At 72.7% G+C, this 20,107-nt stretch carries 22 protein-coding genes; 9 read left to right on the top strand and 13 right to left on the bottom strand.

All coding sequences use genetic code 11. The features are described from left to right. Window positions 1–33: 33 nt before the first annotated feature. The 4 genes from AB0H64_RS06030 to AB0H64_RS06015 form a co-directional block, all read right to left on the bottom strand. Window positions 34–408, bottom strand: coding sequence for a VOC family protein (locus AB0H64_RS06030; RefSeq protein WP_357620581.1), 375 nt, complete (start codon window positions 406–408; stop codon window positions 34–36). Between the two features lie 55 nt (window positions 409–463). Beyond that, window positions 464–2,656: an accessory Sec system translocase SecA2 gene (secA2, locus tag AB0H64_RS06025; RefSeq protein ID WP_357620811.1), complete on the bottom strand. Its 2,193-nt coding sequence runs from the start codon at window positions 2,654–2,656 to the stop codon at window positions 464–466. Window positions 2,657–2,860: 204 nt separating this feature from the next. After that, window positions 2,861–3,742: an EamA family transporter gene (locus AB0H64_RS06020; protein ID WP_357620579.1), complete on the bottom strand. Its 882-nt coding sequence runs from the start codon at window positions 3,740–3,742 to the stop codon at window positions 2,861–2,863. Window positions 3,743–3,970: 228 nt separating this feature from the next. Next, entirely contained in the window at window positions 3,971–4,816 is an 846-nt protein-coding gene (locus tag AB0H64_RS06015; RefSeq protein WP_357620577.1) for an SAM-dependent methyltransferase, read from the bottom strand. 189 nt (window positions 4,817–5,005) lie between these two features. Here AB0H64_RS06015 and AB0H64_RS06010 point away from each other — a divergent pair, with 189 nt between their 5' ends. Beyond that, on the top strand, window positions 5,006–5,350 hold the full coding sequence (locus AB0H64_RS06010; RefSeq protein WP_357620809.1) for a PRC-barrel domain containing protein: 345 nt from the start codon (window positions 5,006–5,008) through the stop codon (window positions 5,348–5,350). Window positions 5,351–5,449: 99 nt separating this feature from the next. On the opposite strand, the gene AB0H64_RS06005 is transcribed toward AB0H64_RS06010, so the two are convergent. After that, window positions 5,450–6,046, bottom strand: a complete 597-nt coding sequence (locus tag AB0H64_RS06005) for a nucleotidyltransferase (protein WP_357620575.1) — start codon at window positions 6,044–6,046, stop codon at window positions 5,450–5,452. Further along, window positions 6,043–6,957, bottom strand: a complete 915-nt coding sequence (locus AB0H64_RS06000; RefSeq protein ID WP_357620573.1) for a LysR family transcriptional regulator — start codon at window positions 6,955–6,957, stop codon at window positions 6,043–6,045. The genes AB0H64_RS06005 and AB0H64_RS06000 overlap by 4 nt, the downstream gene beginning before the upstream one ends. Window positions 6,958–7,087: 130 nt before the next feature. Here AB0H64_RS06000 and kdgD point away from each other — a divergent pair, with 130 nt between their 5' ends. Then, window positions 7,088–7,996 (top strand): 5-dehydro-4-deoxyglucarate dehydratase, encoded by a 909-nt coding sequence (gene kdgD / locus AB0H64_RS05995; RefSeq protein WP_357620571.1) that lies wholly within the window; start codon window positions 7,088–7,090, stop codon window positions 7,994–7,996. A gap of 59 nt (window positions 7,997–8,055) precedes the next feature. Further along, window positions 8,056–8,541 (top strand): DUF1360 domain-containing protein, encoded by a 486-nt coding sequence (locus AB0H64_RS05990; RefSeq protein ID WP_357620569.1) that lies wholly within the window; start codon window positions 8,056–8,058, stop codon window positions 8,539–8,541. A 107-nt stretch (window positions 8,542–8,648) separates the two neighbouring features. Here the strand turns inward: AB0H64_RS05990 and AB0H64_RS05985 are convergent, their stop codons facing one another. Further along, window positions 8,649–9,602: an LLM class F420-dependent oxidoreductase gene (locus AB0H64_RS05985; RefSeq protein ID WP_357620567.1), complete on the bottom strand. Its 954-nt coding sequence runs from the start codon at window positions 9,600–9,602 to the stop codon at window positions 8,649–8,651. An 89-nt stretch (window positions 9,603–9,691) separates the two neighbouring features. Between AB0H64_RS05985 and AB0H64_RS05980 the strand changes: the two genes are divergently transcribed. Further along, entirely contained in the window at window positions 9,692–9,841 is a 150-nt protein-coding gene (locus AB0H64_RS05980) for a GPGG-motif small membrane protein (protein ID WP_175593845.1), read from the top strand. Window positions 9,842–10,093: 252 nt separating this feature from the next. Here AB0H64_RS05980 and AB0H64_RS05975 read toward each other — a convergent pair whose 3' ends face one another. The 3 genes from AB0H64_RS05975 to AB0H64_RS05965 are packed head-to-tail and all read right to left on the bottom strand — an operon-like array spanning window position 10,094 to window position 12,105. Beyond that, the gene (locus tag AB0H64_RS05975; protein ID WP_357620564.1) at window positions 10,094–10,813 is read right to left on the bottom strand and encodes a metallophosphoesterase; all 720 of its coding nucleotides are present in this window, start codon (window positions 10,811–10,813) and stop codon (window positions 10,094–10,096) included. Further along, window positions 10,806–11,054 (bottom strand): BON domain-containing protein, encoded by a 249-nt coding sequence (locus AB0H64_RS05970; RefSeq protein ID WP_357620562.1) that lies wholly within the window; start codon window positions 11,052–11,054, stop codon window positions 10,806–10,808. The genes AB0H64_RS05975 and AB0H64_RS05970 overlap by 8 nt, the downstream gene beginning before the upstream one ends. Window positions 11,055–11,097: 43 nt before the next feature. Next, window positions 11,098–12,105 carry a DNA topoisomerase IB gene (locus tag AB0H64_RS05965; RefSeq protein WP_357620560.1) on the bottom strand — a complete coding sequence of 336 codons (1,008 nt, stop codon included), beginning with the start codon at window positions 12,103–12,105 and terminating at the stop codon, window positions 11,098–11,100. 56 nt (window positions 12,106–12,161) lie between these two features. Between AB0H64_RS05965 and AB0H64_RS05960 the strand changes: the two genes are divergently transcribed. The 3 genes from AB0H64_RS05960 (at window position 12,162) to AB0H64_RS05950 (ending at window position 15,425) form a co-directional block, all read left to right on the top strand. After that, window positions 12,162–12,416: a hypothetical protein gene (locus tag AB0H64_RS05960; protein WP_357620558.1), complete on the top strand. Its 255-nt coding sequence runs from the start codon at window positions 12,162–12,164 to the stop codon at window positions 12,414–12,416. Window positions 12,417–12,418: 2 nt separating this feature from the next. Continuing rightward, the gene (locus AB0H64_RS05955) at window positions 12,419–13,516 is read left to right on the top strand and encodes an SDR family oxidoreductase (protein ID WP_357620555.1); all 1,098 of its coding nucleotides are present in this window, start codon (window positions 12,419–12,421) and stop codon (window positions 13,514–13,516) included. An 82-nt stretch (window positions 13,517–13,598) separates the two neighbouring features. Beyond that, a complete protein-coding gene (locus tag AB0H64_RS05950; protein WP_357620553.1) occupies window positions 13,599–15,425 on the top strand; it encodes a transketolase in 1,827 nt (608 codons plus the stop codon). 129 nt (window positions 15,426–15,554) lie between these two features. On the opposite strand, the gene AB0H64_RS05945 is transcribed toward AB0H64_RS05950, so the two are convergent. Further along, a complete protein-coding gene (locus tag AB0H64_RS05945) occupies window positions 15,555–15,941 on the bottom strand; it encodes a ChaB family protein (protein ID WP_357620551.1) in 387 nt (128 codons plus the stop codon). Between the two features lie 53 nt (window positions 15,942–15,994). Further along, window positions 15,995–16,276, bottom strand: a complete 282-nt coding sequence (locus AB0H64_RS05940) for a hypothetical protein (RefSeq protein WP_310713359.1) — start codon at window positions 16,274–16,276, stop codon at window positions 15,995–15,997. Between the two features lie 58 nt (window positions 16,277–16,334). Between AB0H64_RS05940 and AB0H64_RS05935 the strand changes: the two genes are divergently transcribed. Further along, entirely contained in the window at window positions 16,335–16,826 is a 492-nt protein-coding gene (locus tag AB0H64_RS05935; protein ID WP_357620807.1) for a shikimate kinase, read from the top strand. A gap of 213 nt (window positions 16,827–17,039) precedes the next feature. Continuing rightward, complete coding sequence (locus AB0H64_RS05930; protein ID WP_357620548.1) at window positions 17,040–18,947, top strand: protein kinase; 1,908 nt, start codon at window positions 17,040–17,042, stop codon at window positions 18,945–18,947. Here AB0H64_RS05930 and AB0H64_RS05925 read toward each other — a convergent pair. Then, window positions 18,944–19,768 (bottom strand): hypothetical protein, encoded by an 825-nt coding sequence (locus tag AB0H64_RS05925; protein WP_357620546.1) that lies wholly within the window; start codon window positions 19,766–19,768, stop codon window positions 18,944–18,946. The two genes, AB0H64_RS05930 and AB0H64_RS05925, sit on opposite strands and share 4 nt — an antisense overlap. Between the last annotated feature and the right edge of the window lie 339 nt (window positions 19,769–20,107).

Genomic DNA, 20,107 nt, shown 5'->3' with positions numbered 1-20,107 from the left:
GGACAGGCCCTGTGACCAGGGCCGTAGCCGGCGTCAGGAACGCTCGGGGCAGACGCAGAACAGGTGCCCCTCGGGGTCGCGCAGCACGATCCAGCCCACGCCCTCGTCCGTGACGCCCGGCTGGAAGTCGGGCTTGGTGGCGCCCAGCGCGATGTACTCCTCGACCGCCTTCTCCACGTCGGGCACCCGGAAGTCGAGGTGGAACTGCTTGGCCGCGCCCGGCCAGGGGGCCGGCTCGCGGTCGGGGACGCGGCCGAAGTAGATCGCGGTGGTGCCGTCGCCGACCGCGGCGTACTCCTCCTCGGCGTACTGCAGGTCGAGACCGGTGATCTCGTGGTAGAACTCGGCCAGCTTCTTGGGCTCCGCGCAGTCGATGGTGACGGCCAGGAGCTTCGCCTTCGTTGTCATGGCCCAAGCCTCGCAGGCATACCTGCCATCTTCTGTCAGGTACGGCGGCCGATTCCTAACGGCGCCGGCCGCCCGACCCCACGCGCTTGAGTATCCGGTCCCACTCGGTACCGAACGGGTTGTCCTGCACCATGTACGTCCAGGTCGCCGTGGGCCGCTTGAGGTCGGGCTCGGGCGCCTCGAACGCCTCCAGCGACCGGCGCTCCACCTCGGCCAGCATCGCCTTGTACTCGGCGACCGCCTCCCGGTGGAACTCGTCGATCGGGCTCATCCGGCCGAGCGCCCGCAGGTGGATGCCCTCACGCAGGTCGGTGAGGAAGGCCAGGTGCTCGGTCCAGCAGCGGTCGATGGCGTGCAGCACGATCTGCCGGGCCGTCTCCTCGCGGGTCTCCTCGGGCATGGAGGCCCACCGCTCGGGGTCGCCCTCGGCCAGCGCCCGCGCGGCGGCGTCGCCGTGCAGCACCTTGTCGCGCCACTCCAGGATGAGCTCGCGCTGCTGCTCCAGCAGCCGGGTGTAGCGCCAGGTGTTGCGGTGGATCTGCAGGTTGACCCCCTCGGCGACCCGCTGGGCGTGGGCCACGATGTAGGCGCCGCGGCGGTGCCTGACCACGCCGTCGGCGTCGGCCGCGGGCGGCCGCTCGTCGGCCGCGAACTGGGTGACCAGGTCGTCGCGCATGCTGACGAAGAAGACCGAGCCGCCGGGGTCGCCCTGCCGCCCGGCCCGGCCGCGGAGCTGGTCGTCCAGACGGCTGCTGGCGTGGCGGCCGGAGCCGATCACGTACAGGCCGCCCAGCTCGGCCACACCCTCGCCGAGGCGGATGTCGGTGCCGCGACCGGCCATCTGCGTGGAGACGGTGATCGCGTCGCGCTCGCCGGCCCGCGCGATGATCGCGGCCTCCTCGGCGTCGTTCTTGGCGTTGAGGACGACGGGGTCCAGGCCGCGCCGCCGCAGCAGCCCGGCGAGGTTCTCCGACTCGGCGACGTCGAGGGTGCCGATGAGGATGGGCCGGCCGGTGGCGTGGACCTCCTCGATCTCCTCGACGAGTGCGGCGTCCTTCTCGGGCACGTCCGGGTAGACGCGGTCGGGCTCGTCCTTCCGGACGCAGGGCCGGTTGGACGGGATGACGGCGACCTTGAGCCCGTAGAACTCGCCGAGCTGCTCGCTGACCGCGACGGCCGTGCCGGTCATGCCGCAGATCTGCGGGTAGCGGCGGACGAGGCCCTGCACGGTGATGGAGTCGAGGATCTCCCCCTTCTCGCTGGGCGCCAGCGCCTCCTTGGCCTCCACGGCCGCCTGGAGGCCGTCGGGCCAGCGCTGGAGCAGCGCGACGCGGCCGCGGGAGGCGTTGATGAGCTGCACCCGGCCGTCGCGGACGATGTAGTCGACGTCGCGGGCCAGCAGGACGTGGGCGTGCAGGGCGAGGTTGAGCTCGATGAGGGTGCCGGGCTCGTTCTCGTCGTAGAGGTCGACGCCGAGGAGGTTCTCGACCGTGTCGGCGCCCTTGGGGGTCAGGTAGACGTTGCGCGCCTGGTCGTCCACCTCGTAGTGGTAGCCGCGGACGAGCTGCCTGACCAGCGCGGCCATCTCGGGGACGGCGCTGCCCGCGTCGGAGGCCCCGGCCATGACGAGCGGCACGCGGGCCTCGTCCACCAGCACGGAGTCGGCCTCGTCGACCAGCGCGACCTCGGGGGCGGGCACGATGAGCTCGGCGGCGTCGGTGCGCAGGCGCTCACGCAGCACGTCGAAGCCGATCTCGCTGACCGCGCCGTAGGTGACGTCCCTGGAGTACGCCTCGCGCCGCTCCTCGTGCGTGGAGGACTGCCCGACCCAGCCGACGGTGACGCCGATGGCCTCGTAGAACGGCGCCATCCACTCGGCGTCGCGCCGGGCCAGGTAGTCGTTGACGGACATGACGTGGACGCGCTTGCCCTGCAGCGCGTAGCCGGCGGCGGCCATCGCGCCGGACAGCGTCTTGCCCTCCCCGGTCGCCATCTCGGCGACCTTCCCGTCGAGCAGCGCCAGCGTGCCGAGGAGCTGGGTGTCGTACGGCCGGAGCCCGAGCGAGCGGTCGGCGGCCTCCCGGGCGACGGCGCAGAACCTCGCCAGGTCGCCCATCGCGGGGCGGGCGAGCTCGTCCAGCTCGCCGACCGGGCCGGCCAGCTCGCGGGCCGCCTTGACGACCTTCTGGTACGGGCCCAGACTCACCCCTCCCGGACGGTCCAGGAGGTTCTTCAAGATTCCCGAAATAGACGCCACAGTCCCTCCAACGCGCGCTCTGCCCGGCAGCGTTCCTCTCGTGCCCACCTCCACGAGTGTGACCGAAGTGGGGAGCGGAGCGACGGTACGGCATGCGTCGCCGTACCGGACCCTAACCCATATGGGGACGTGCACGGCGTTCCGCGCCGCCGCCCCGCCCCCCGGTCAGCCCTCGATCAACCGTCCGTCATCGTGTCATCGCTGCTCGGGGCGGACGGCCGGCACCACCACGGCGGCGGCCAGCAGCGCGCACCCGGCCCAGCCGGTCACGCTCAGCCGCTCACCGAACAGCAGCACGCCGAGCACGGCCGCGCCGACGGCCTCGCCGAGGGAGATGACCGACACGGTGGCGGCCCGCAGCGCGGTCAGCGCCCGGAAGAACAGGGCGTAGGCCAGCGCGGTCGGCACCACGCCGAGGTAGGCCAGCAGCGCCACGGTCGTCACGGTCGGCTCGGGCACCGCGCCGCCGGCCAGCGCGAACGGCGCCAGGCACACCGCGCCGACCACGAACCCGCCCACGGCCATGCCGCCGGAGTCCGCCCGGTGCCGCCGCGAGTACAGCGTCACCGCGGCGTACCCGGCGGCCGACAGCAGGGCGAACGCCACGCCCCCGAGCCGGCCGCCGCCCGCGAGCAGGCTCTCGCCCGTGAGCAGGAACAGCCCGGCCAGCGCGGCGGCCAGGGCGAGCAGGCCGGTGCGGCCGGACCGCTCGCCGAGCAAGAGCCGCCCGCCCAGCTCGGTGACGACCGGGGTGGCGCCCATCGTCACCACGGTCGCGACGGCCACGCCGGACCGCTCGATGGCCGCGAAGTACGCGGCCTGGTAGACGGCCATCCCGGCGCCCACGACCACCATCCGGACGTCGAGGCGCGGGAGGGCGCCGCCGGTCAGCCGGGTGAGGGCGAGCAGGACGACGGCGCCGAGGGCGTAGCGCCACAGGGACACGCCGGCCGGGCCGAGCCCGCCGGACTGGAAGAGCAGCGATCCCGCGGCGCCGCCGGTGCCCCAGGCGGCCGCCGCCGCGGACATGTAGAGGGCTCCCCGGCGCGCGGAGACGGGTGAGGGGACATGCGTCATGACAGATCTCTCCGGACGGAGTGGTCGGAAGGGGGCCCGTACGCGGGCAGCGACCACCCCCGGATCGGTCAGATCCGGCGAGACGTCAGAAGAGGCCGCCCGCTACCGGGCGGGCGGCGGGGAGCAGATCAGGAAGCGCGGCACGTGCCTCACCCTAGCGGCCTCACGGTTCGCGGGCCTCACGGTTTTGCGGGCCTCACGGTTTGCGGGCCTCACGGTTTGCGGGCCTCACGGTTTGCGGGCGACTCCCCCGAGGAGGAGCTCCTCCCAGGCGGCCGGCGGGTGGGGCAGCCGGTCGTCGGGCCGCCACTCGGGGAAGCGCACCAGGCCGGGCTCCACCAGCTCCAGCCCGTCGAAGTAGCGGCCGATCTCCTCGCGGGAGCGGAAGTGGCCGGTGCCCATCGTGACCCGGAGCATCGCCTCCAGCGCCTGGGCCTTCGGATTGGACGAGGCCAGCATGTTCGAGGCCGCCAGGTGGCTGCCGGACGGCAGCGCGTCCATGTAGCGCCGGACGATCCCGTGCGGGTCGTCCTGGTCGGGGAACAGGTGCAGCAGCCCGATCGCGAGCACCGCGACGGGCCGGGACAGGTCGATGAGCCGCCGCAGCTCGGGGTTGCCCAGCACGGCGGCGACGTCGCGGGCGTCCTCGGTGATGGCGGCCACGTGCGGGTTGCCCTTGAGGATGGCGCGCGCGTGCGGCTCCACCATCGGATCGACGTCCACGTAGACGACGCGCGTCGAGGGGTCGGCGAACTGGGCGACCTCGTGGGTGTTCTCGATGGTGGGCAGGCCGGCGCCGAGGTCCACGAGCTGCCGGACGCCGGCCTCGCGGACGAGGTAGTCGACGACGCGGCCGACGAACGCCCGGTCGCACCAGAGCAGGTCCACGACCTCGGGCACCGCCTCCTTCAGCCGCCGCGCGACGGACCGGTCGGCGGCGAAGTTCTCCACGCCGCCGAGCAGGACGTCGTGGACGCGGGCGACGCTGGGCGTGGACGGGTCGACCCCGGCCGGGGCCCATTCCTCATGGGACCACTCACCGCTCGCCCACGCGCTGGAGGAACCGAGGCTCATCCGGAATCCCCTTTGGTCGGTGACGCGGATCGTACCGGGATCGGGGCTCCATGTCTGTGCCGGCCTGTGGCTTCGCCCCCCTCGCTTGACCGCTTCTTGACGAATTTCCGGTACGCGGTTTATCCGCGGTTCTCCGGGTAGCTGGAGCGGGCCCGAGTACGAGACGGAAGCAGAGAGGACGTGAGCTTCATGGAGCTCTGGGACTATCGAACTGACGTCTACGACCGCGGCCAGGCGCTGGACATCAACGGTTACCACGTCCACGCCACCGACGGAAAGATCGGTTCCGTCGACGAGGCCACGTACGAGGTCGGCGAGAGTTACCTGGTCGTCGACACCGGTCCGTGGATCTTCGGTAAGAAGGTCATGCTGCCGGCGAGTGTCATCACCCGGATCGACCCCCAGGCACGCGAGGTGTACGTCTCGCGTACCAAGGCGGAGATCAAGGACGCTCCGGAGTTCGACGAGGGCCGCTTCAAGGAGCCCGAGTACCGGACGCGGGTGGGCGACTACTACGGCCGGTTCCCGCACTGACCTTCGGTCAAGGTGAAGGGCCGCACCCCTCGGGGTGCGGCCCTTCGTCGTCGCCCGTCCTCAGGGCCGGTCCTCAGGGCCGGTCCTCAGGGCCGGTCCTCAGGGCCAGGACGGGTCGCCCTTGGGCTTGACCGGCGCCTCCAGCACACCCAGGCGTTCCAGCAACGTGAGGAAGGTCGCCGCGTACGGCGAGCCGGCCGTCACCGTGGCCACCCGCTGCCAGTCCACCTGCTCGCGCAGCGCCCGCACCTGCGGCAGCAGCGCGCCGTAGTCGCAGGCGTGCTCCGACAGCGGCATCAACCAGGAGATCACCAGGTCCGTGGCCTCCAGCACGGGCACGATCACCGCCGACGCCTTCATCGGCTCGGCCCGCTCGATCAGCTCGTCGGTCACCGGCCGGTCGGAGATGCGGAAGATCAGGTCCACCAGCCGACCGTCGTCGTACGCCTTGACCAGCCAGTCCTCCGGCGGTTTGGCCGTCTCGAAGCCGAGGCCGCGCAGCGCTTCCAAGGCGGCCGGCACGTCATGCTCGGTGATGACGAAGTCCACGTCGTGCAGTGAGGGCGCCGCGCCCCTGGCGTAGGCGGCGCACCCCCCGGCCAGGGCGAACTGCACTCCCGCGTCCTTCATCCCCGAGCTGGCGCGTTTGAGCGTGTCGAGGATCGCGTCGGTGACTTCATGACTGTGGCTGCTCATGTGATCGGGCTACCCTCCCGGTCCCCGGCTAGACGTCGGATCGCGCGCAGGAGCGGGGCCAGCGCGGGATTGTCGTTGCCGGCCCGCCAGGCGAGATCGAGCCGCACCGTGTCGGGTCCGAGCCCGGTCACCGGCCGCAGCACGACACCGTCCATGCGCAGCGCGGAGGCCGCCGCGGGCACCAGCGCCAGGCCGAGTCCGGCCTTGACCATGGCCAGGACCGTGTGGACCTGGCTCAGGTACTGCCGGTGGACCGGCTGCACGCCGGCCGTGCGGAAGACCGCGACCAGCACCTCGTGGAAGTAACGGGCCTCGGACGGCGAGTACATGATGAACGGCTCGCCGTCGAGGTCCGCCACGCTCGGGTACGGCGCCCGCACCGCCAGCGGGTGGCCGTCGGGCAGCGCCGCGAGCAGCGGCTCGCTGGTCAGGGGCGCGGTGCGGATGTCGGCCGTGCGCACCGGGGGGCGCACCATGCCGACGTCCACCGCGCCGGACAGCAGCGCCTCCACCTGCGCGGCGGTGACCATCTCGCGCAGCACCAGCTCCACGCCGGGCAGCCGGGCGCCCGCCTCGGTGACGACGCGCTCCAGGAAGGAGTAGGCGGTCGTGGCGGTGAAGGCGAGAGTGACCACGCCGGCGTCGCCGCGCGGCGTGCGGCGGGCGGTCAGCACCGCCTCCTGCGAGACCTGCAGCACCTTGCGGGCCTCGGCGAGGAAGGCCCGCCCGGCCGGGGTGAGCCGGACCGCCCGGCGGGTCCGGTCGAACAGCTCCACGCCCAGCTCGCGCTCCAGCGCCTGGATGCGCCGGCTCAGCGGCGGCTGCGTCATGCGCAGGCGCGCGGCGGCCCGGCCGTAGTGCAGCTCCTCGGCGACCGCGACGAACCCGACGAGCTGCTCCATCGACACCATGCTCCGCAACGATACGCGCCACGCATCGGAGGATGCGAAAAGAGTGTTGGACCGGCATGAGTCATGCTGCCTATGGTCATGACGGGACACCGACCCCAAAGGGGACGGATCCCCCAACGAAGGAGACCCGATGACCCCCGACGAGCTGAGCGCCCGGCTGGCCTCAGGGCTGCTGTCGTTCCCCGTGACCCACTTCGAGGACGACCTGTCCTTCGACGAGGCCGCCTACCGCGAGCACCTCGCCTGGCTCGGCCGGCACGAGGTGGGCGGGCTGTTCGCGGCCGGCGGCACGGGCGAGTTCTTCTCGCTGACCCAGGCCGAGGTGGAGCGGGTGGTGGCCGTCGCCGTGGACGCGGCGCCCGCCGGGGTGCCGGTGCTGGCCCCGTCCGGGCACGGCACCGCGACCGCCGTCCAGCTCGTCCGCTCCGCCGAGCTCGCCGGTGCGGCCGGAATCCTGCTGTTCCCGCCGTACCTGACCGAGGCCGACGAGGAGGGGCTGGCCGCGCACGTCGCGGCCGTGTGCCGGGCGACCGCCCTGGGCGTGATCGTCTACAACCGGGCCAACGCCCGCTACTCCACCGCGACGCTGGAGCGGCTGGCCGCCGAGCATCCGAACCTCGTCGGCTTCAAGGACGGCGTGGGCGACCTGGAGCAGATGACGCGCGTCCGCGCCCGTCTGGGTGACCGGCTGCTCTGCATCGGCGGGCTGCCCACGGCCGAGCTGTACGCGCTGCCGTACCACGCGCTGGGCGTCCAGACGTACTCCTCGGCGATCTTCAACTTCCTGCCGGAGTTCGCGCTCGCCTTCCACCGGGCGGTGCGCGGCGGCGACACCGTCGCGGTGACCGGGATGCTGAACGACTTCGTCCTGCCCTACGTGGAGCTGCGCGACCGGCGCCGGGGCTACGCGGTGAGCATCGTCAAGGCGGGCCTGCGCGCCGCCGGCCGCCCGGCCGGCCCGGTGCGCCCCCCGCTGGTGGACCTCACCGGCGAGGAGCAGGACCGACTGTCGGCCCTGATCGGGCGGGTGAGCGCCTGACCCGTGTCCCCGCTCCGGCGCGCGAGTAGAGCGCCGGAGCGGGGGTAGCGCCAGGCCCTATGACCGACTTCCTGGAGAAGACCGAACGCGAGTACCAGGGCGAGCACGACCGGCCGCTGCGCGGCTACCTGCGGATCATGACCGTGTACGGCGGGGCGATCGCCGCGGCGGTGGGCGCGGCGGCGCTGATGGGGCGCAAGGCACCGGAGCGGGTGGGGCTGATGGACCTGGCGCTGATGGCGGCCTGCACCCACAAGGTGTCGCGGCTGATCGCCAAGGACCCGGTGACCAGCCCGCTGCGGGCGCCGTTCACCCGGTACGAGGGGACGAGCGGCCCGGCCGAGCTGAAGGAGGAGCCGCGCAACTCGGTCGGCGAGCTGGTGTCGTGCCCGTTCTGCCTGGCGCAGTGGACGGCCACCGCCTACGCCGCCGGCATGGTCTTCGCGCCCCGGTTCACGCGGCTGGCGGGGGCGACGATGACCGCGGTGGCGGCTTCCGACTGGCTCCAGCTCGCCTACGCGAGGATGATGCGCTCCGTGTCCTGACTCGTTGAGGGGAAGGGCCTCGGCGAGGCCCTTCCCTCTCGTGCTGTGCCGTCAGCCCTGTTTCGGCAGCCCTGTTTCGGCAGCCCTGTTTCGGCAGCCCTGTTTCGTCAGCGCAGCCGGGGCAGGACCTCGCGCGCGTAGAAGTCGAAGAACGCGTCCTGCTCGGTCCCGATCTGGTTGACGTACACCTCGTCGAAGCCCGCGTCCACGTACGCCTGGATCGCCTGGACGTGCTTGTCCACGTCGGGGCCGCACGGGCTGGCGCCGACTGCCTGCTCCTCGGTGACCGACTCGGCGAGCTGCTCGAAGTGCCGGGGCAGGGGCAGCAGCTGCGACGCCTCGCCCTGGATGCCCTGGTTGGGCCACAGTCGGTGGACGGTCCGGCGCGCCTCGGCCTCGTCCGGCGCGTAGCAGACCTTCAGGCCGCCCAGCGCCGGCTTGCCCGCGCCGCCCGCCTTGTGGAACTGCTCCACCATCTCGGCGCTGGGCCCGGTGGAGACGTAGCCGTCGGCGATGCGGCCGGCCAGCTCGATGGCCTTGGGCCCGAAGCCGGACATGTAGATGGGCGGCGGCTCGTCCGGCAGCGTGTAGAGGCGGGCGGTGTCCACCCGGTAGTGGGCGCCCCGGTGTGTCACGAGCTCGCCCGTGAACAGCTCCCGCATCAGGCCGACGGCCTCCTCCAGCATCTCCAGCCGCTCGTCGGCCGGCGGCCAGCGCGACTCGATGACGTGCTCGTTGAGCGCCTCGCCGGTGCCGACGCCGAGCCGGAAGCGCCCGCCGGACAGCGCCGCCGTGGTGGCCGCCGCCTGGGCGACGATCACCGGGTGGATCCGCATCAGGGGGCAGGTGACGGCCGTGGTGATGGGCAGCGACGTGGCCTCGGCCAGCGCGCCGATCACGGACCAGACGAACGGGCTCTGCCCCTGCGCGTCCAGCCAGGGATGGAAGTGGTCGGAGATCCACAGCGCCTCGAACCCCGCGCGTTCGGCCGCCTTGGCCTGCCGGACCAGTTCCTGGGGGCCGTGCTCTTCGCAGGAAAGGAAGTATCCGAATGTGGTCATGAAGGTCCACTTCCCGGCGCACTCAGGGAAAACATGGTGTGCGCCAGGAATGGATGTTAAATGCCTTTCGGTACGGGCAGTAGCGGGCCATGGCTACTTTGCTGTGGATCATCGCGGTCGTTCTCGTCATCGCCGGTATCTATGTGATTCTGGCCCGTCGCGATCTCCTCTGGGGGATCGTCCTCATCGTCCTCGGCTTCCTGGTGGGCCCCGGCGGTGTCAGCATCTTCAATGTCTAGGGGCGTTACGGACGCCCCATCCGTTCTCCGCCCGGCCGGTGAACGCCGGCCCGGCGGACCTACCCGACAGGCTGTGCCATCCCGTGTTACCAGTCTCACGCCTTTATCCGGCGTCGAGCTGAAAATGTAATCAAACCATCGAAAATCAGCCAAAAAGATCACCTATCGAAAGGAAGGGCGGCCGCTCCAATCCGGAGCGGCCGCCCTTCTGTTCTGTGGTTCCCGAGGTTTCGGGGCATCGGCGTGCCGGTCTCAGCATTCGAGGCAGTACACCGCGTACGCCTTGCCCAGCACCGGCAGCGCCACGTTGCGGACCCGGATGCCGCCCGGGGTCAGGCCCTTCTCCGTGCCCTTGTGGGCGTGGCCGTGCAGCACGAGGTCCGCGCCGGCCGTGTCCACGGCCTCGGCGAGCAGGTAGCTGCCGAGGAAGGGGTATATCTCCAGCGGCTCGCCCTCAAGGGTCTCCTTGATGGGCGAGTAGTGCGACAGCAGGACCCGCCGGTCGGCCTGCATCTCCTTCAGCGCGAGCTTCCAGCTCTCGGCGATGAGCCGCGTGTGTCCCACGAAGTCCTTGATCTCGCGCTCGCCGAACTCGCTCGCGCACTTGCCGGCGAACCCGCCGCCGAACCCCTTGCCGCCCACGATGCCCAGCCTCGTGCCGCCGCACTCGAGGACCGCGCCGTCGTCGTCCAGCACGGTCACCCCGGCGTCGCGCAGCTCACCGGCGATCTCGTGCTGGAGGTCGGAGTGGTAGTCGTGGTTGCCGAGGACGGCGACGACCGGGACGGGCAGGTCGCGCAGCTCGTCGGCGACCACCCGGCCCTCCTCCAGCGTGCCGTGCCGGGTGAGGTCTCCCGCCAGCATCAGCACGTCGGCGCGTTCCTCGATGCCTTCGAGCCGCTTGCGGTACTCGCCACGGACGTCCTCGCCCAGATGGATGTCGCCCACGGCCGCTATGCGGACTTCAGTCAAGGTGCTCATCCTCCCCCGGCTCGTTGACGACGACGACCTTGATCTCGTTGTGCACCTTCAGGTCCGGGGCGGCCTCGTGCGCCACCTCCCCGAGCCGTACGCGTTGATCGCTCCCGCTCACCTGGCCGCGCAGGAACAGCTGGTCCCCTCTGACGTCGACGTGGATGCCGAGCTCGTGGGTCCGCGCGTCCTCGGCCAGCGCCTGCTGGATGCGGGCCGCGACGTACTGCGGAGCTTCCATGGATGCCTCCTTCCCTGACGCCGCATGCCCGGGGACGAATCCCTCAAACGGCGCGTATCAGGTCGATAACGGCGCGTTCTACGGCGCCATGGGTGGCGAGCTGGCCGAAGTCGGCCTCGGCTCCCAGCTCGGTCAGGGCGGGCGCGATCGTGCGTCCCTTCTCGTACGCCTCCACCACACGGGGGTCCACGTACGACTCGCGCGCCACCGTGGGCGTGTTGCCCAGGTAATCGGACACCTCCCGCATCACCCGGGTGATCGCCCGCTTCCGGGCGGCCTCGCCGCGCCCCTCCGCCGCGTGCGTGGACACCGAGAGGCCGACGGCCGCCAGCACGGTCGCGTGCCAGGTGCGGAAGTCCTTGGCGGTGAAGTCGCCGCCCAGCTTCTCGCGGAGGTAGTCGTTGATGTCGTCGCTGCGCACGTCCGCCCAGCCGTTCCCCTGCCGGTAGAACAGCAGCTCCCCGTCCGGCCGGCGGCGCCTGAGCGCCCTGATCACCGAGCACACCGAGGAGTCGGCGATCACCACCTCGCGCGGGATGTCGCCCTTGGCCGGGTACGAGCAGGTGATCGCGCCCCGCGAGCAGGTCACGTGCTCCATCCGGAGGGTCGCCAGCCCGAAGGTGTCGTAGGTCTCGCCGCCCACGCGGAAGAACCCCACGTCCAGCATCCGCGCCGCGGCGGCCAGCACCCGCTCCCGGGTCAGGCCCCGGCCCCGCAGCGCCTCGTCCACCGCCTTGCGGAAGTCGGGCAGCCGCTCGGCCAGCTCCAGCACCCGGTCGAACTTGATCTTGTCCTGCTGCTCGCGCCATACGTCGTGGTAGCGGTACTGGCGGCGCCCCGCGGCGTCGGTGCCGGCCGCCTGCAGGTGACCGTGCGGCGAGGCGCAGATCCACACCTCGGTCCACGCGGGCGGGATGACCAGCGCCTTGATCCGCGCCAGCGTCTCCGGATCGACGGGACGGCCGTCCGCGTGGTGGTAGCTGAAACCCCGCCCACGGCGCCGGCGATGGATGCCCGGCTCGTTCTGGTCACTGGGATGCAGCTCGGCCACGGACGCCCGGCTACCCCCAACGTTAGGCGCCAAACGGCAGGGGCAGGTGATTCCCCATGTCTGAGAACAACCAGTGGGAACAGCGCTCGAAGTCGGGCAAGCCCATGGTGCCGGCGACGCCGAGGGACGTGGTCCACATCCGGGCCGGCTCGTTCATCCTCGTGTTCGCCTTCGCGTTGGCGGCGCTGGGGCTGATCGCCGGGATTCCGGTGCTGACCGGCGTCGCGGCCGTCGTGGCCGTGGTCACGATCGTGGACATCGTGCTGGCCGTACGGCGGCAGAAGAGCAGGAACGTGGGAGAGGCAGGCTGAGCATGGCACCGCAGCGAACCGAACTGGACACCTCGGCCGGAGACCCGGCCGGCTCCCTGGCCGGCGCCGTCGCCGAGACGGCCGAAGGGCTGCGCCCCCACGACCTGCGCGGCAAGGTCGTCGTGGTCACCGGCGCGAGCGGCGGCGTGGGCCGGTCCGTGGTACGCGAGCTGGGCGCCAAGGGGGCCAAGGTGGCGCTGATCGCGCGCGGCACGACCGGGCTCGGCGCCGCCGCCGTGGACGTGGGCGCCGCCGGCGGCAGCGGGAAGGTGTTCGAGGCCGACGTGGCCGACTACGAGCAGCTCCGGAGCGCGGCCGAGCAGATCGAGGCCGAGATGGGCCCCATCGACGTGTGGATCAACGTCGCGTTCTCCTCCGTCTTCGCCAAGTTCACCGACATCACCCCCGAGGAGTACGAGCGGACCACCGCCGTCACCTACCTCGGCTACGTGTGGGGCACCCGCGTGGCGCTGGACCTCATGCGGCCCCGCGGCCGGGGCGCCATCGTGCAGACCGGCTCGGCCCTGTCGCACCGCGGCATCCCCCTGCAGTCGGCGTACTGCGGCGCCAAGCACGCCATCAAGGGCTTCACCGAGTCGGTGCGCACCGAGCTGATGGCCGAGAACAGCGACATCAAGATCACCCTGGTACAGCTCCCGGCGGTCAACACGCCGCAGTTCGACTGGGTGCTGTCCAAGCTGCGCCGCCATCCCCAGCCGGTGCCGCCCATCTACCAGCCCGAGGTCGCCGCGCGCGGCATCGTGTACGCGGCCGAGCACCCCGAGCGCAAGGAGTACTGGGTCGGCGTCACCACCGCCGCGACCATCATGGCGGAGCGCGTCGCCCCGGCACTGGTGGACCGCTACCTCGCGCGTACCGGGATGAAGTCGCAGGTGACGGACGAGGAGCAGCCGAGCGGCGTGGCGAACCTGTGGGAGCCGGCCGACGAGGACAAGGACTACGGCGCCCACGGCAGCTTCGACCGGCGCTCGCACGCGCGCAGCCCCCAGCTCTGGCTGTCCCAGCACCGCCGGCCGGTCCTCCTCGGCCTCGCGGCGGGCGCGGCGGCGGTCACGGCGCTCCTCCGGCGCAAGCGCTGAAAGGTCTTCCCGGCCGGCGGGGACACGGCGTTAAGCGGGCGAGTTGGGGTAGTCGGCGGACGACCAGAGGAGGCCCTGACCAATGCCTGAACGCGATCTGCACTACCTGACCGAGCTGGCCGCCCAGCTGCGCGTGGACTCCGTGCGCAGCTCGGCCGCCGCCGGATCGGGCCACCCCACCTCGTCGATGTCGGCTGCCGACCTGATGGCGGTGCTGTTCACCTGCCACCTGCGTTACGACTTCGACCACCCCGACAACCCCGCCAACGACCATCTGATCTTCTCCAAGGGGCACGCCTCGCCGCTGCTGTACGCGCTGTTCAAGGCGGCGGGCGCCATCGGCGACGAGGAGTTGCTGTCCTTCAGGAAGCGTGGCAGCCGGTTGGAGGGGCACCCGACCCCGCGCCTGCCCTGGGTCGACGTGGCCACCGGGTCGCTGGGCCAGGGGCTGCCGGTCGGCGTGGGCATGGCGATGGCCGGGCGGCTGGAACGCCTGCCGTACCGGGTGTGGGTGCTGTGCGGCGACAGCGAGCTGGCCGAGGGGTCCGTGTGGGAGGCCGCCGAGCTGGCGGGCGACGAGGGTCTGGCCAACCTGAAGCTCATCGTGGACGTGAACCGGCTGGGCCAGCGCGGCCCCACCCGGCACGGCTGGGACACCGGCGCGTACGCGCGCCGGTTCGGCGCGTTCGGCTGGCACACCATCGAGATCGACGGCCACGACCCCGGGCAGATCGACTTCGCGCTGGGCGACGCCTGCAACACCCGCAGGCGGCCCACCGTCATCCTGGCCAAGACCCGCAAGGGCGAGGGCGTCGTGGAGGTGGAGAACCGCGAGGGCGCCCACGGCAAGGCCCTCAAGGACCCCGACACCGCCGTCGCCGAGCTGGGCGGCGTGCGCACCCTCACCGTGGACGTGCACCGGCCGGAGCCCATGCCGCAGCCGTACCGGTTCGACGACGGGCCGCTCACGCTGCCGGCGTACGAGCCGGGCACGCGCGTCGCCACCAGGACCGGGTACGGCGAGGCGCTGGCCGCCCTCGGCGCGGCCCGCGGCGACGTGGTGGCGCTGGACGGCGAGGTGGCCGACTCCACCAAGACGGAGGAGTTCGCCAAGGCCTTCCCGGAGCGCTTCTTCGAGATGTACATCGCCGAGCAGCAGCTCGTCGCCGCCGCCGTCGGCATGCAGGCGCGCGGCTTCGTGCCGTACGCGGCGACGTTCGCGGCGTTCCTGACCCGGGCGCACGACTTCATCCGGATGGCCGCGGTCAGCCGGGCGTCGATCCGGATCGTCGGCTCGCACGCCGGCGTGGCGATCGGCGAGGACGGCCCGTCCCAGATGGGGCTGGAGGACCTGGCCATGTTCCGGTCCGTGTACGGCAGCACGGTGCTCTACCCGTGCGACGCCAACCAGGCCGCGGCCCTGACCGCCGAGATGGCCGGCGTCTCCGGCGTGTCCTACCTGCGGACCACCCGCGGCGACACGCCCGTCATCTACCAGCCCGGCGAGCGCTTCCCCGTGGGCGGCTCGCGGGTGCTGCGCCACACACCGGCCGACCGGGCCACGATCGTGACCGCCGGGGTGACCGTGCACGAGGCGCTCGCCGCGGCCGACGAGCTGTCCGCCGCCGGGATCCCCGTGGGCGTCATCGACCTCTACTCGGTCAAGCCCGTCGACACGGCCGCGCTCACCGCCGCCGCCACCACGACCGGGAACCTCATCACCGTCGAGGACCACCGGCCCGAGGGCGGCCTCGGCGACGCGGTGCTGGACGCGGTGAGCGAGCTGGGGCCGCGCGTGGTCAAGCTGGCCGTACGGGGGCTGCCGGGGTCCGCCACGCCGGAGGAGCAGCTCGCGGACGCGCGCATCGACCGCCGCGCCATCATCGACGCGGTCAAGCGCCTGCTCTGAGCGGCTCCGCTGGTGCTGCCCAGGGACAGACAGGCGAACGGCCCGCCGGGGGCGAACCTGGCGGGCCTGACGGGTGGGGACCGGTGGCGTGCGGACCGGTGGGCCGGGCCGGCCCGCCGGGCGCGCGTCCTAACGGCGGGCCTTGGCGGTGGCCCGGCGGTTGGCCTTCTTGATGGCGTCGACCAGCTCCTCCTTGGTCATCTTCGACCGGCCGGTGACGCCCAGCTCGGACGCCACCTTCTGCAGGTGGTCCTTGCTGGCGTTGGCGTCGACGCCCTCGGCCGTGCGGCCGGAGCGATCCTTGGCGCCCTGGTCCGACGGTCCCTTGCCGGACTTGGGCTCCCAGTGGTCGCCGACCTTCTCGAACGAGTGCTTCAGCGCGGCGAAGGCCGTCATGTGGGCGCGGCGCCCCTCGCCGTACGTCTGCACCGCCGAATCGTGCGCCTTCATCCACGTGTCCTGCGCCTTCTTCGGCGAACGGCGGATCGTCGACGGCAGTTCCTCTTCGGCTGGCATGTCGGTTCACCTCCTACAGGGGCTCTTCCCCCCTCGCGGCCGGGTGATGTCGGTTACAGCGGGGGCTCGTCGTAGCGGCGGCGCTCCTCGTACACCGTGGTCCGGCGCGCCTCGGGCTCCTCGTAGATCTCGTGACGGTGCACCGGCTCGTCGATGGGTCCTACCGCCCTGCGGGTGACCTGGATCCGGTAGATGCCGAACAGGAGCCCGATCAGACCACCGAGCATGAGGATGACGCCGACGACGTTGATGTCCAGGCCCGCGAGGTCGAACTCGACGGCCCACGTGAGGATCGCGCCAAGCATGATGAGGATGATGCTTCCAGCGATGGTCATTAGTACCTCCTTGACAAGAGGAACCTCTATCCACATGGCAAAAAACAAACCAGTAGTGATGGTCGGGCTTATGGGCTCGGGCAAGACGTCCGCGGGACGCCTCGTCAGTCAGGCCCTTGACCTGCCCTTGAGCGACAGCGACCCGTTCCTGCGCGACCGGTACGGAGCCACGGCGGCGCAGATCGTGGCGCACGAAGGAACCGACGTCCTCCACCAGCGGGAGGCCGAGCACGTCCTGTCCGAGCTGGGCGGCGAGCCCAAGGTGATCACCGCGGCGGCCAGCACCGTCGAGGACCCCCGGGTGCGTGCGGAGCTGCGGAGCAAGGCGTTCGTGGTGTGGCTGGACGCGCCCGACGCGGTGCTGGCCGAGCGGATGCGCTCCGGCGACCACCGGCCGGAGTTCGCGCCGTCGGTGATGCGGGCGCGGCGGGAGCCGTACTTCCGCGAGGTGGCCGACCTGACGTGCGACGTGAGCAGGATGACGCCCGAGGAGGTGGCCGAGGAGGTGCTGCGGAAGATGGGCTCACTGGCGGACGGCGACGGCTCGTAGCGGCCGGCCCGGCCGACGTGGGTCGCCCTCATCCGGGACGCTGGCATAATGATCATGACGCACGGGTCCTCCGAGGCGCGCGGAGGACCTGTGACGTCCCCTCCCGTAACGCCGTCACCACCACTTCCCCCCGGGACGGGGACGGCGGCGGGTGGCATGGGCCGCAACCAATCTCCCTCCGGCGGCATCTAAGCTCCAGTGACGATGCGCTTGGTGCCGGGCGATCCCGTGAGCCTCGGCGGCTACTGGCTGGCCGGACGGCTGGGTGCCGGCGGGCGGGGCGTGGTCTACGACGCCTACGACGACGAGGGCCGCCGGTTCGCGGTCAAGGTGCCCAGAGGTGCGGTCACCGACCAGCTCTCCGACGCCGTCTGGCGGGTCTCGCCGCGGCACCTGGCCCGGGTGGTCGACGTCGGGGTCGACGGGGCCGTGCCGTACATCGTGAGCGAGTTCGTCGAGGGGCCCGACCTGCGGCAGGCGGTGGAGCGGCACGGGCCGTACACGGGCGGGGAGCTGGCCGCGCTGGCCCTCGCGGTGGCGACGGCGCTGCGCTCGCTGCACGCGGTGGGCATCGCCCACCGCGACCTGCGCCCCGAGAACGTGCTGCTCTCCCCGCACGGGCCCACCGTGATCGACCTCGGCGTGGCGGTCCCGGACACGGTCGGCACCCGTACGTACCTGGCCCCCGAGGTCTTCACCGGGGGGCGGCCGGGGCCGGAGGCGGACGTGTTCGCCTGGGGCGGGGTGCTGCTGTTCGCCGCCACGGGCCACGACCCGTTCCGCGGGGGGAGTCTGGGCGAGGTGATGCACCGGCTGCTCGCCGTGGACCCCGACCTGGACGTGCTGCCGGAGCCGTTGCGCGCCCTGGTGGGTCAGGCCCTGTCCAAGGACCCGGCCGGCCGCCCGCCGTCGGCGGAGCTCCTGGCGGTCGCGGACGCCCTGCCCCGCCCTCCGGGCCCGGCGGCCGGCAGTGCGGAGGTCGGCGTCGAGGGGGCCTGGAACGGGTGGGGGCGGCTGGGGGCGCCGGCGGGGCTGGCGGGGCCGCCGTCGCTCGGCGAGGTGGCCGAGCGGGTGTTCGCGTCGCTGACGCCGCGTCAGCGGGAGGAGGCGCCCGTGCTGCTGCTGCGCCTGCTCGACGGGGACGCCGTCGGCTGCGACGCGCACGGGGTCCTGGACCGGCTCACGGAGGCCGGTCTTCTCGTACGGCGGAGCGTGGCCGTGCCGCCCACCCAGGCGGAGGCCGGCACGCTGGTGGCGGTCAGCGGCGACTGCGTCGAGCCGGCCAGCGCCGCGCTCGCCCGGGCCTGGCCCCGCCTACGCGCCTGGGCGTCCGAACGTCCCCCCACCCGGACCGGCTCCCGCGCCGGGACCGGAACCCACGCCCGAACCGGGACCCACGCCGGGACCGGGACCCACGCCGGGGACGACCGCAGCTGCGATCACGGGGCCGATCAAGGGACCGGTCCCGCAGTCGTCGCCACGGTGGAGGGCGCGTCCCGGCGGCCCGACACGGGGCGCGAGCCCGACCTGACCTCGATGTACGTGGCCCACCGGGCCATGCTCGCCGACCTGCGCCGCCTGACCGGCCTCCTCGCGCAGCCCGCCGTGTTCACCTCCGTACGGGCGGGCGCGGTCCGCTGGTACACCAGGTCCCTGCTGACCGCCATCCATCACCACGTCGACGGCGACGAGGCCCTGTGGCCGGTCGTCGCGCGCGCCGCCGGACGGGACGTGGACCTCTCCCCCTACACCGGCGGTCACGAGGCGCTGAGCCCGCTGCTGGAGCGCTGCCACGCGGCCGTGGACGGCGATCTGGCCCGGCTCGGGCGCGAGCTGAAGCCGATGCTGGACCTCCTCGCCGAGCACATCGCCGGGGAGGAGGCCGAGCTGTTCCCGGTCATCAGGGGGTCGGTGCCGCCCGCGGCCTGGGCCCGGGTCGAGAGGCAGGTCGCCGGGCGGGCCACCGTACGGGAGATGACGTTCAGGATGCCGTGGCTCGACCGGCACGCCACCGGGGACGAGACCGAGCGGCTCCTGGCCGGGACGGGCCGGACGTCCAGGGTGTTCCTGGCGCTGACCCGGCCCGGCTACCGGCGCCGCGAACGGCTCGTGTTCGGTTAGCGGCCCCGTGAGGGGCGCAGGGTCCTGGCGCGTACGACGTGACCGGCGCGGATCTCCACGTCGAGCACGGCGCCGTGGCCGAGCGGCCACCGCAGGGCCACGGCCGTGTCGTCGGCCCGGCCTTCCTGGCGCTCCCATTCGAGCCTGACGAGCGCATCCGCTCCGAACTCGGCCGAGAGCGGGAAGTCCGAGGGCCGGGGCGGTTCATGATCGCCCCACGGGGCGCTGACTCCCTCGACCCGCGCCAGGTAGAGGCGACGGAGCCACACGGGGGTGGCCAGCAGGGCCAGCACGCCCAGCGCGCTCTCCTGGTCGGGCACGACGACCTCGGCGTCCCGCGGGAGATCGCCATGGCTCGGGTCTGCGGGCCGGACGCTGTCGGCCGCAGCGGGCGACGACGGGAGACCGGGACCCGGCGCGGCCTCGGAAGCTCGCGCGGGTGCGTGGATTCCTCCGCAAAGCGCGCCGGTGAGGTCGCGGGGTGGTGCGTGGGGGTCGACGCGCAGGACGACGCCGGTGCGGCCGTCCGCGGGCGCGGGCACGGCCAGCCGCCCGGAGGGGCGCGCCGGGTCTGGCGGGGCGGCCGGGCCCGGGGAGGCGGACCGTACGGCGGCGACGAGCTCGGCCAGCGTGGCGCAGACCGTGGAGCCACCGGTCGGGCGGCGGGCCAGCCAGCCTCCGGCGGCGGGCGAGATCCGCGTACGGGACGACGGGCGCAGCCGGGCGACGGCGGTGGCCACCGCCGCGCGGGCGGCGGGACCGGCGACCCACGGCCGCGCCCAGTCCGCACCCCCGCGATCACCTCCACAGGCCCCGCACATCACCCGCTCCCTCCGTTGTCACGTCCCCGCTCCCTCTCCCGTCTGCCCGCACCTGGCCGCCCGCTCCCGTCTGCCCGCGGTCCGCGGTCCGCGAGCCGCGAGCCACGACCCGCGAGCCGCTGTCCGTCCTCAGGGTTCCCCGCCCCCGCTTCCGGCCGGCCGCCGTCCTCCGGGGCCTCACGCGGGCGAGCCCGGTGGAAGGTCACGGCATGACGTCGCCCGAGTTGGGGCCGAGGGTCTGGCCGACGTAGAGCGCGCGGCCGATGCCGCTGGCGGCGCCGGTGATGACGGCGACCCGCCCCTCGCAGGCACTGGATGTCATGAGATCTCCGGAAGGGT

Source organism: Nonomuraea sp. NPDC050733 (assembly GCF_040654215.1).
Taxonomy (GTDB): domain Bacteria; phylum Actinomycetota; class Actinomycetes; order Streptosporangiales; family Streptosporangiaceae; genus Nonomuraea.
This window is presented reverse-complemented; position numbering and strand designations above follow the sequence as displayed.

What these genes read in the sequence shown, in the direction of transcription:
- AB0H64_RS06030 (WP_357620581.1), bottom strand. Translation starts at nt 408, where the DNA reads ATGACAACGAAGGCGAAGCTCCTGGCCGTCACCATCGACTGCGCGGAG.
- AB0H64_RS06020 (WP_357620579.1), bottom strand. Translation starts at nt 3,742, where the DNA reads ATGACGCATGTCCCCTCACCCGTCTCCGCGCGCCGGGGAGCCCTCTAC.
- AB0H64_RS06015 (WP_357620577.1), bottom strand. Translation starts at nt 4,816, where the DNA reads ATGAGCCTCGGTTCCTCCAGCGCGTGGGCGAGCGGTGAGTGGTCCCAT.
- AB0H64_RS06010 (WP_357620809.1), top strand. Translation starts at nt 5,006, where the DNA reads ATGGAGCTCTGGGACTATCGAACTGACGTCTACGACCGCGGCCAGGCG.
- AB0H64_RS06005 (WP_357620575.1), bottom strand. Translation starts at nt 6,046, where the DNA reads ATGAGCAGCCACAGTCATGAAGTCACCGACGCGATCCTCGACACGCTC.
- AB0H64_RS06000 (WP_357620573.1), bottom strand. Translation starts at nt 6,957, where the DNA reads ATGGTGTCGATGGAGCAGCTCGTCGGGTTCGTCGCGGTCGCCGAGGAG.
- kdgD (WP_357620571.1), top strand. Translation starts at nt 7,088, where the DNA reads ATGACCCCCGACGAGCTGAGCGCCCGGCTGGCCTCAGGGCTGCTGTCG.
- AB0H64_RS05990 (WP_357620569.1), top strand. Translation starts at nt 8,056, where the DNA reads ATGACCGACTTCCTGGAGAAGACCGAACGCGAGTACCAGGGCGAGCAC.
- AB0H64_RS05985 (WP_357620567.1), bottom strand. Translation starts at nt 9,602, where the DNA reads ATGACCACATTCGGATACTTCCTTTCCTGCGAAGAGCACGGCCCCCAG.
- AB0H64_RS05980 (WP_175593845.1), top strand. Translation starts at nt 9,692, where the DNA reads ATGGCTACTTTGCTGTGGATCATCGCGGTCGTTCTCGTCATCGCCGGT.
- AB0H64_RS05970 (WP_357620562.1), bottom strand. Translation starts at nt 11,054, where the DNA reads ATGGAAGCTCCGCAGTACGTCGCGGCCCGCATCCAGCAGGCGCTGGCC.
- AB0H64_RS05960 (WP_357620558.1), top strand. Translation starts at nt 12,162, where the DNA reads ATGTCTGAGAACAACCAGTGGGAACAGCGCTCGAAGTCGGGCAAGCCC.
- AB0H64_RS05955 (WP_357620555.1), top strand. Translation starts at nt 12,419, where the DNA reads ATGGCACCGCAGCGAACCGAACTGGACACCTCGGCCGGAGACCCGGCC.
- AB0H64_RS05950 (WP_357620553.1), top strand. Translation starts at nt 13,599, where the DNA reads ATGCCTGAACGCGATCTGCACTACCTGACCGAGCTGGCCGCCCAGCTG.
- AB0H64_RS05945 (WP_357620551.1), bottom strand. Translation starts at nt 15,941, where the DNA reads ATGCCAGCCGAAGAGGAACTGCCGTCGACGATCCGCCGTTCGCCGAAG.
- AB0H64_RS05940 (WP_310713359.1), bottom strand. Translation starts at nt 16,276, where the DNA reads ATGACCATCGCTGGAAGCATCATCCTCATCATGCTTGGCGCGATCCTC.
- AB0H64_RS05935 (WP_357620807.1), top strand. Translation starts at nt 16,335, where the DNA reads ATGGTCGGGCTTATGGGCTCGGGCAAGACGTCCGCGGGACGCCTCGTC.
- AB0H64_RS05925 (WP_357620546.1), bottom strand. Translation starts at nt 19,768, where the DNA reads ATGTGCGGGGCCTGTGGAGGTGATCGCGGGGGTGCGGACTGGGCGCGG.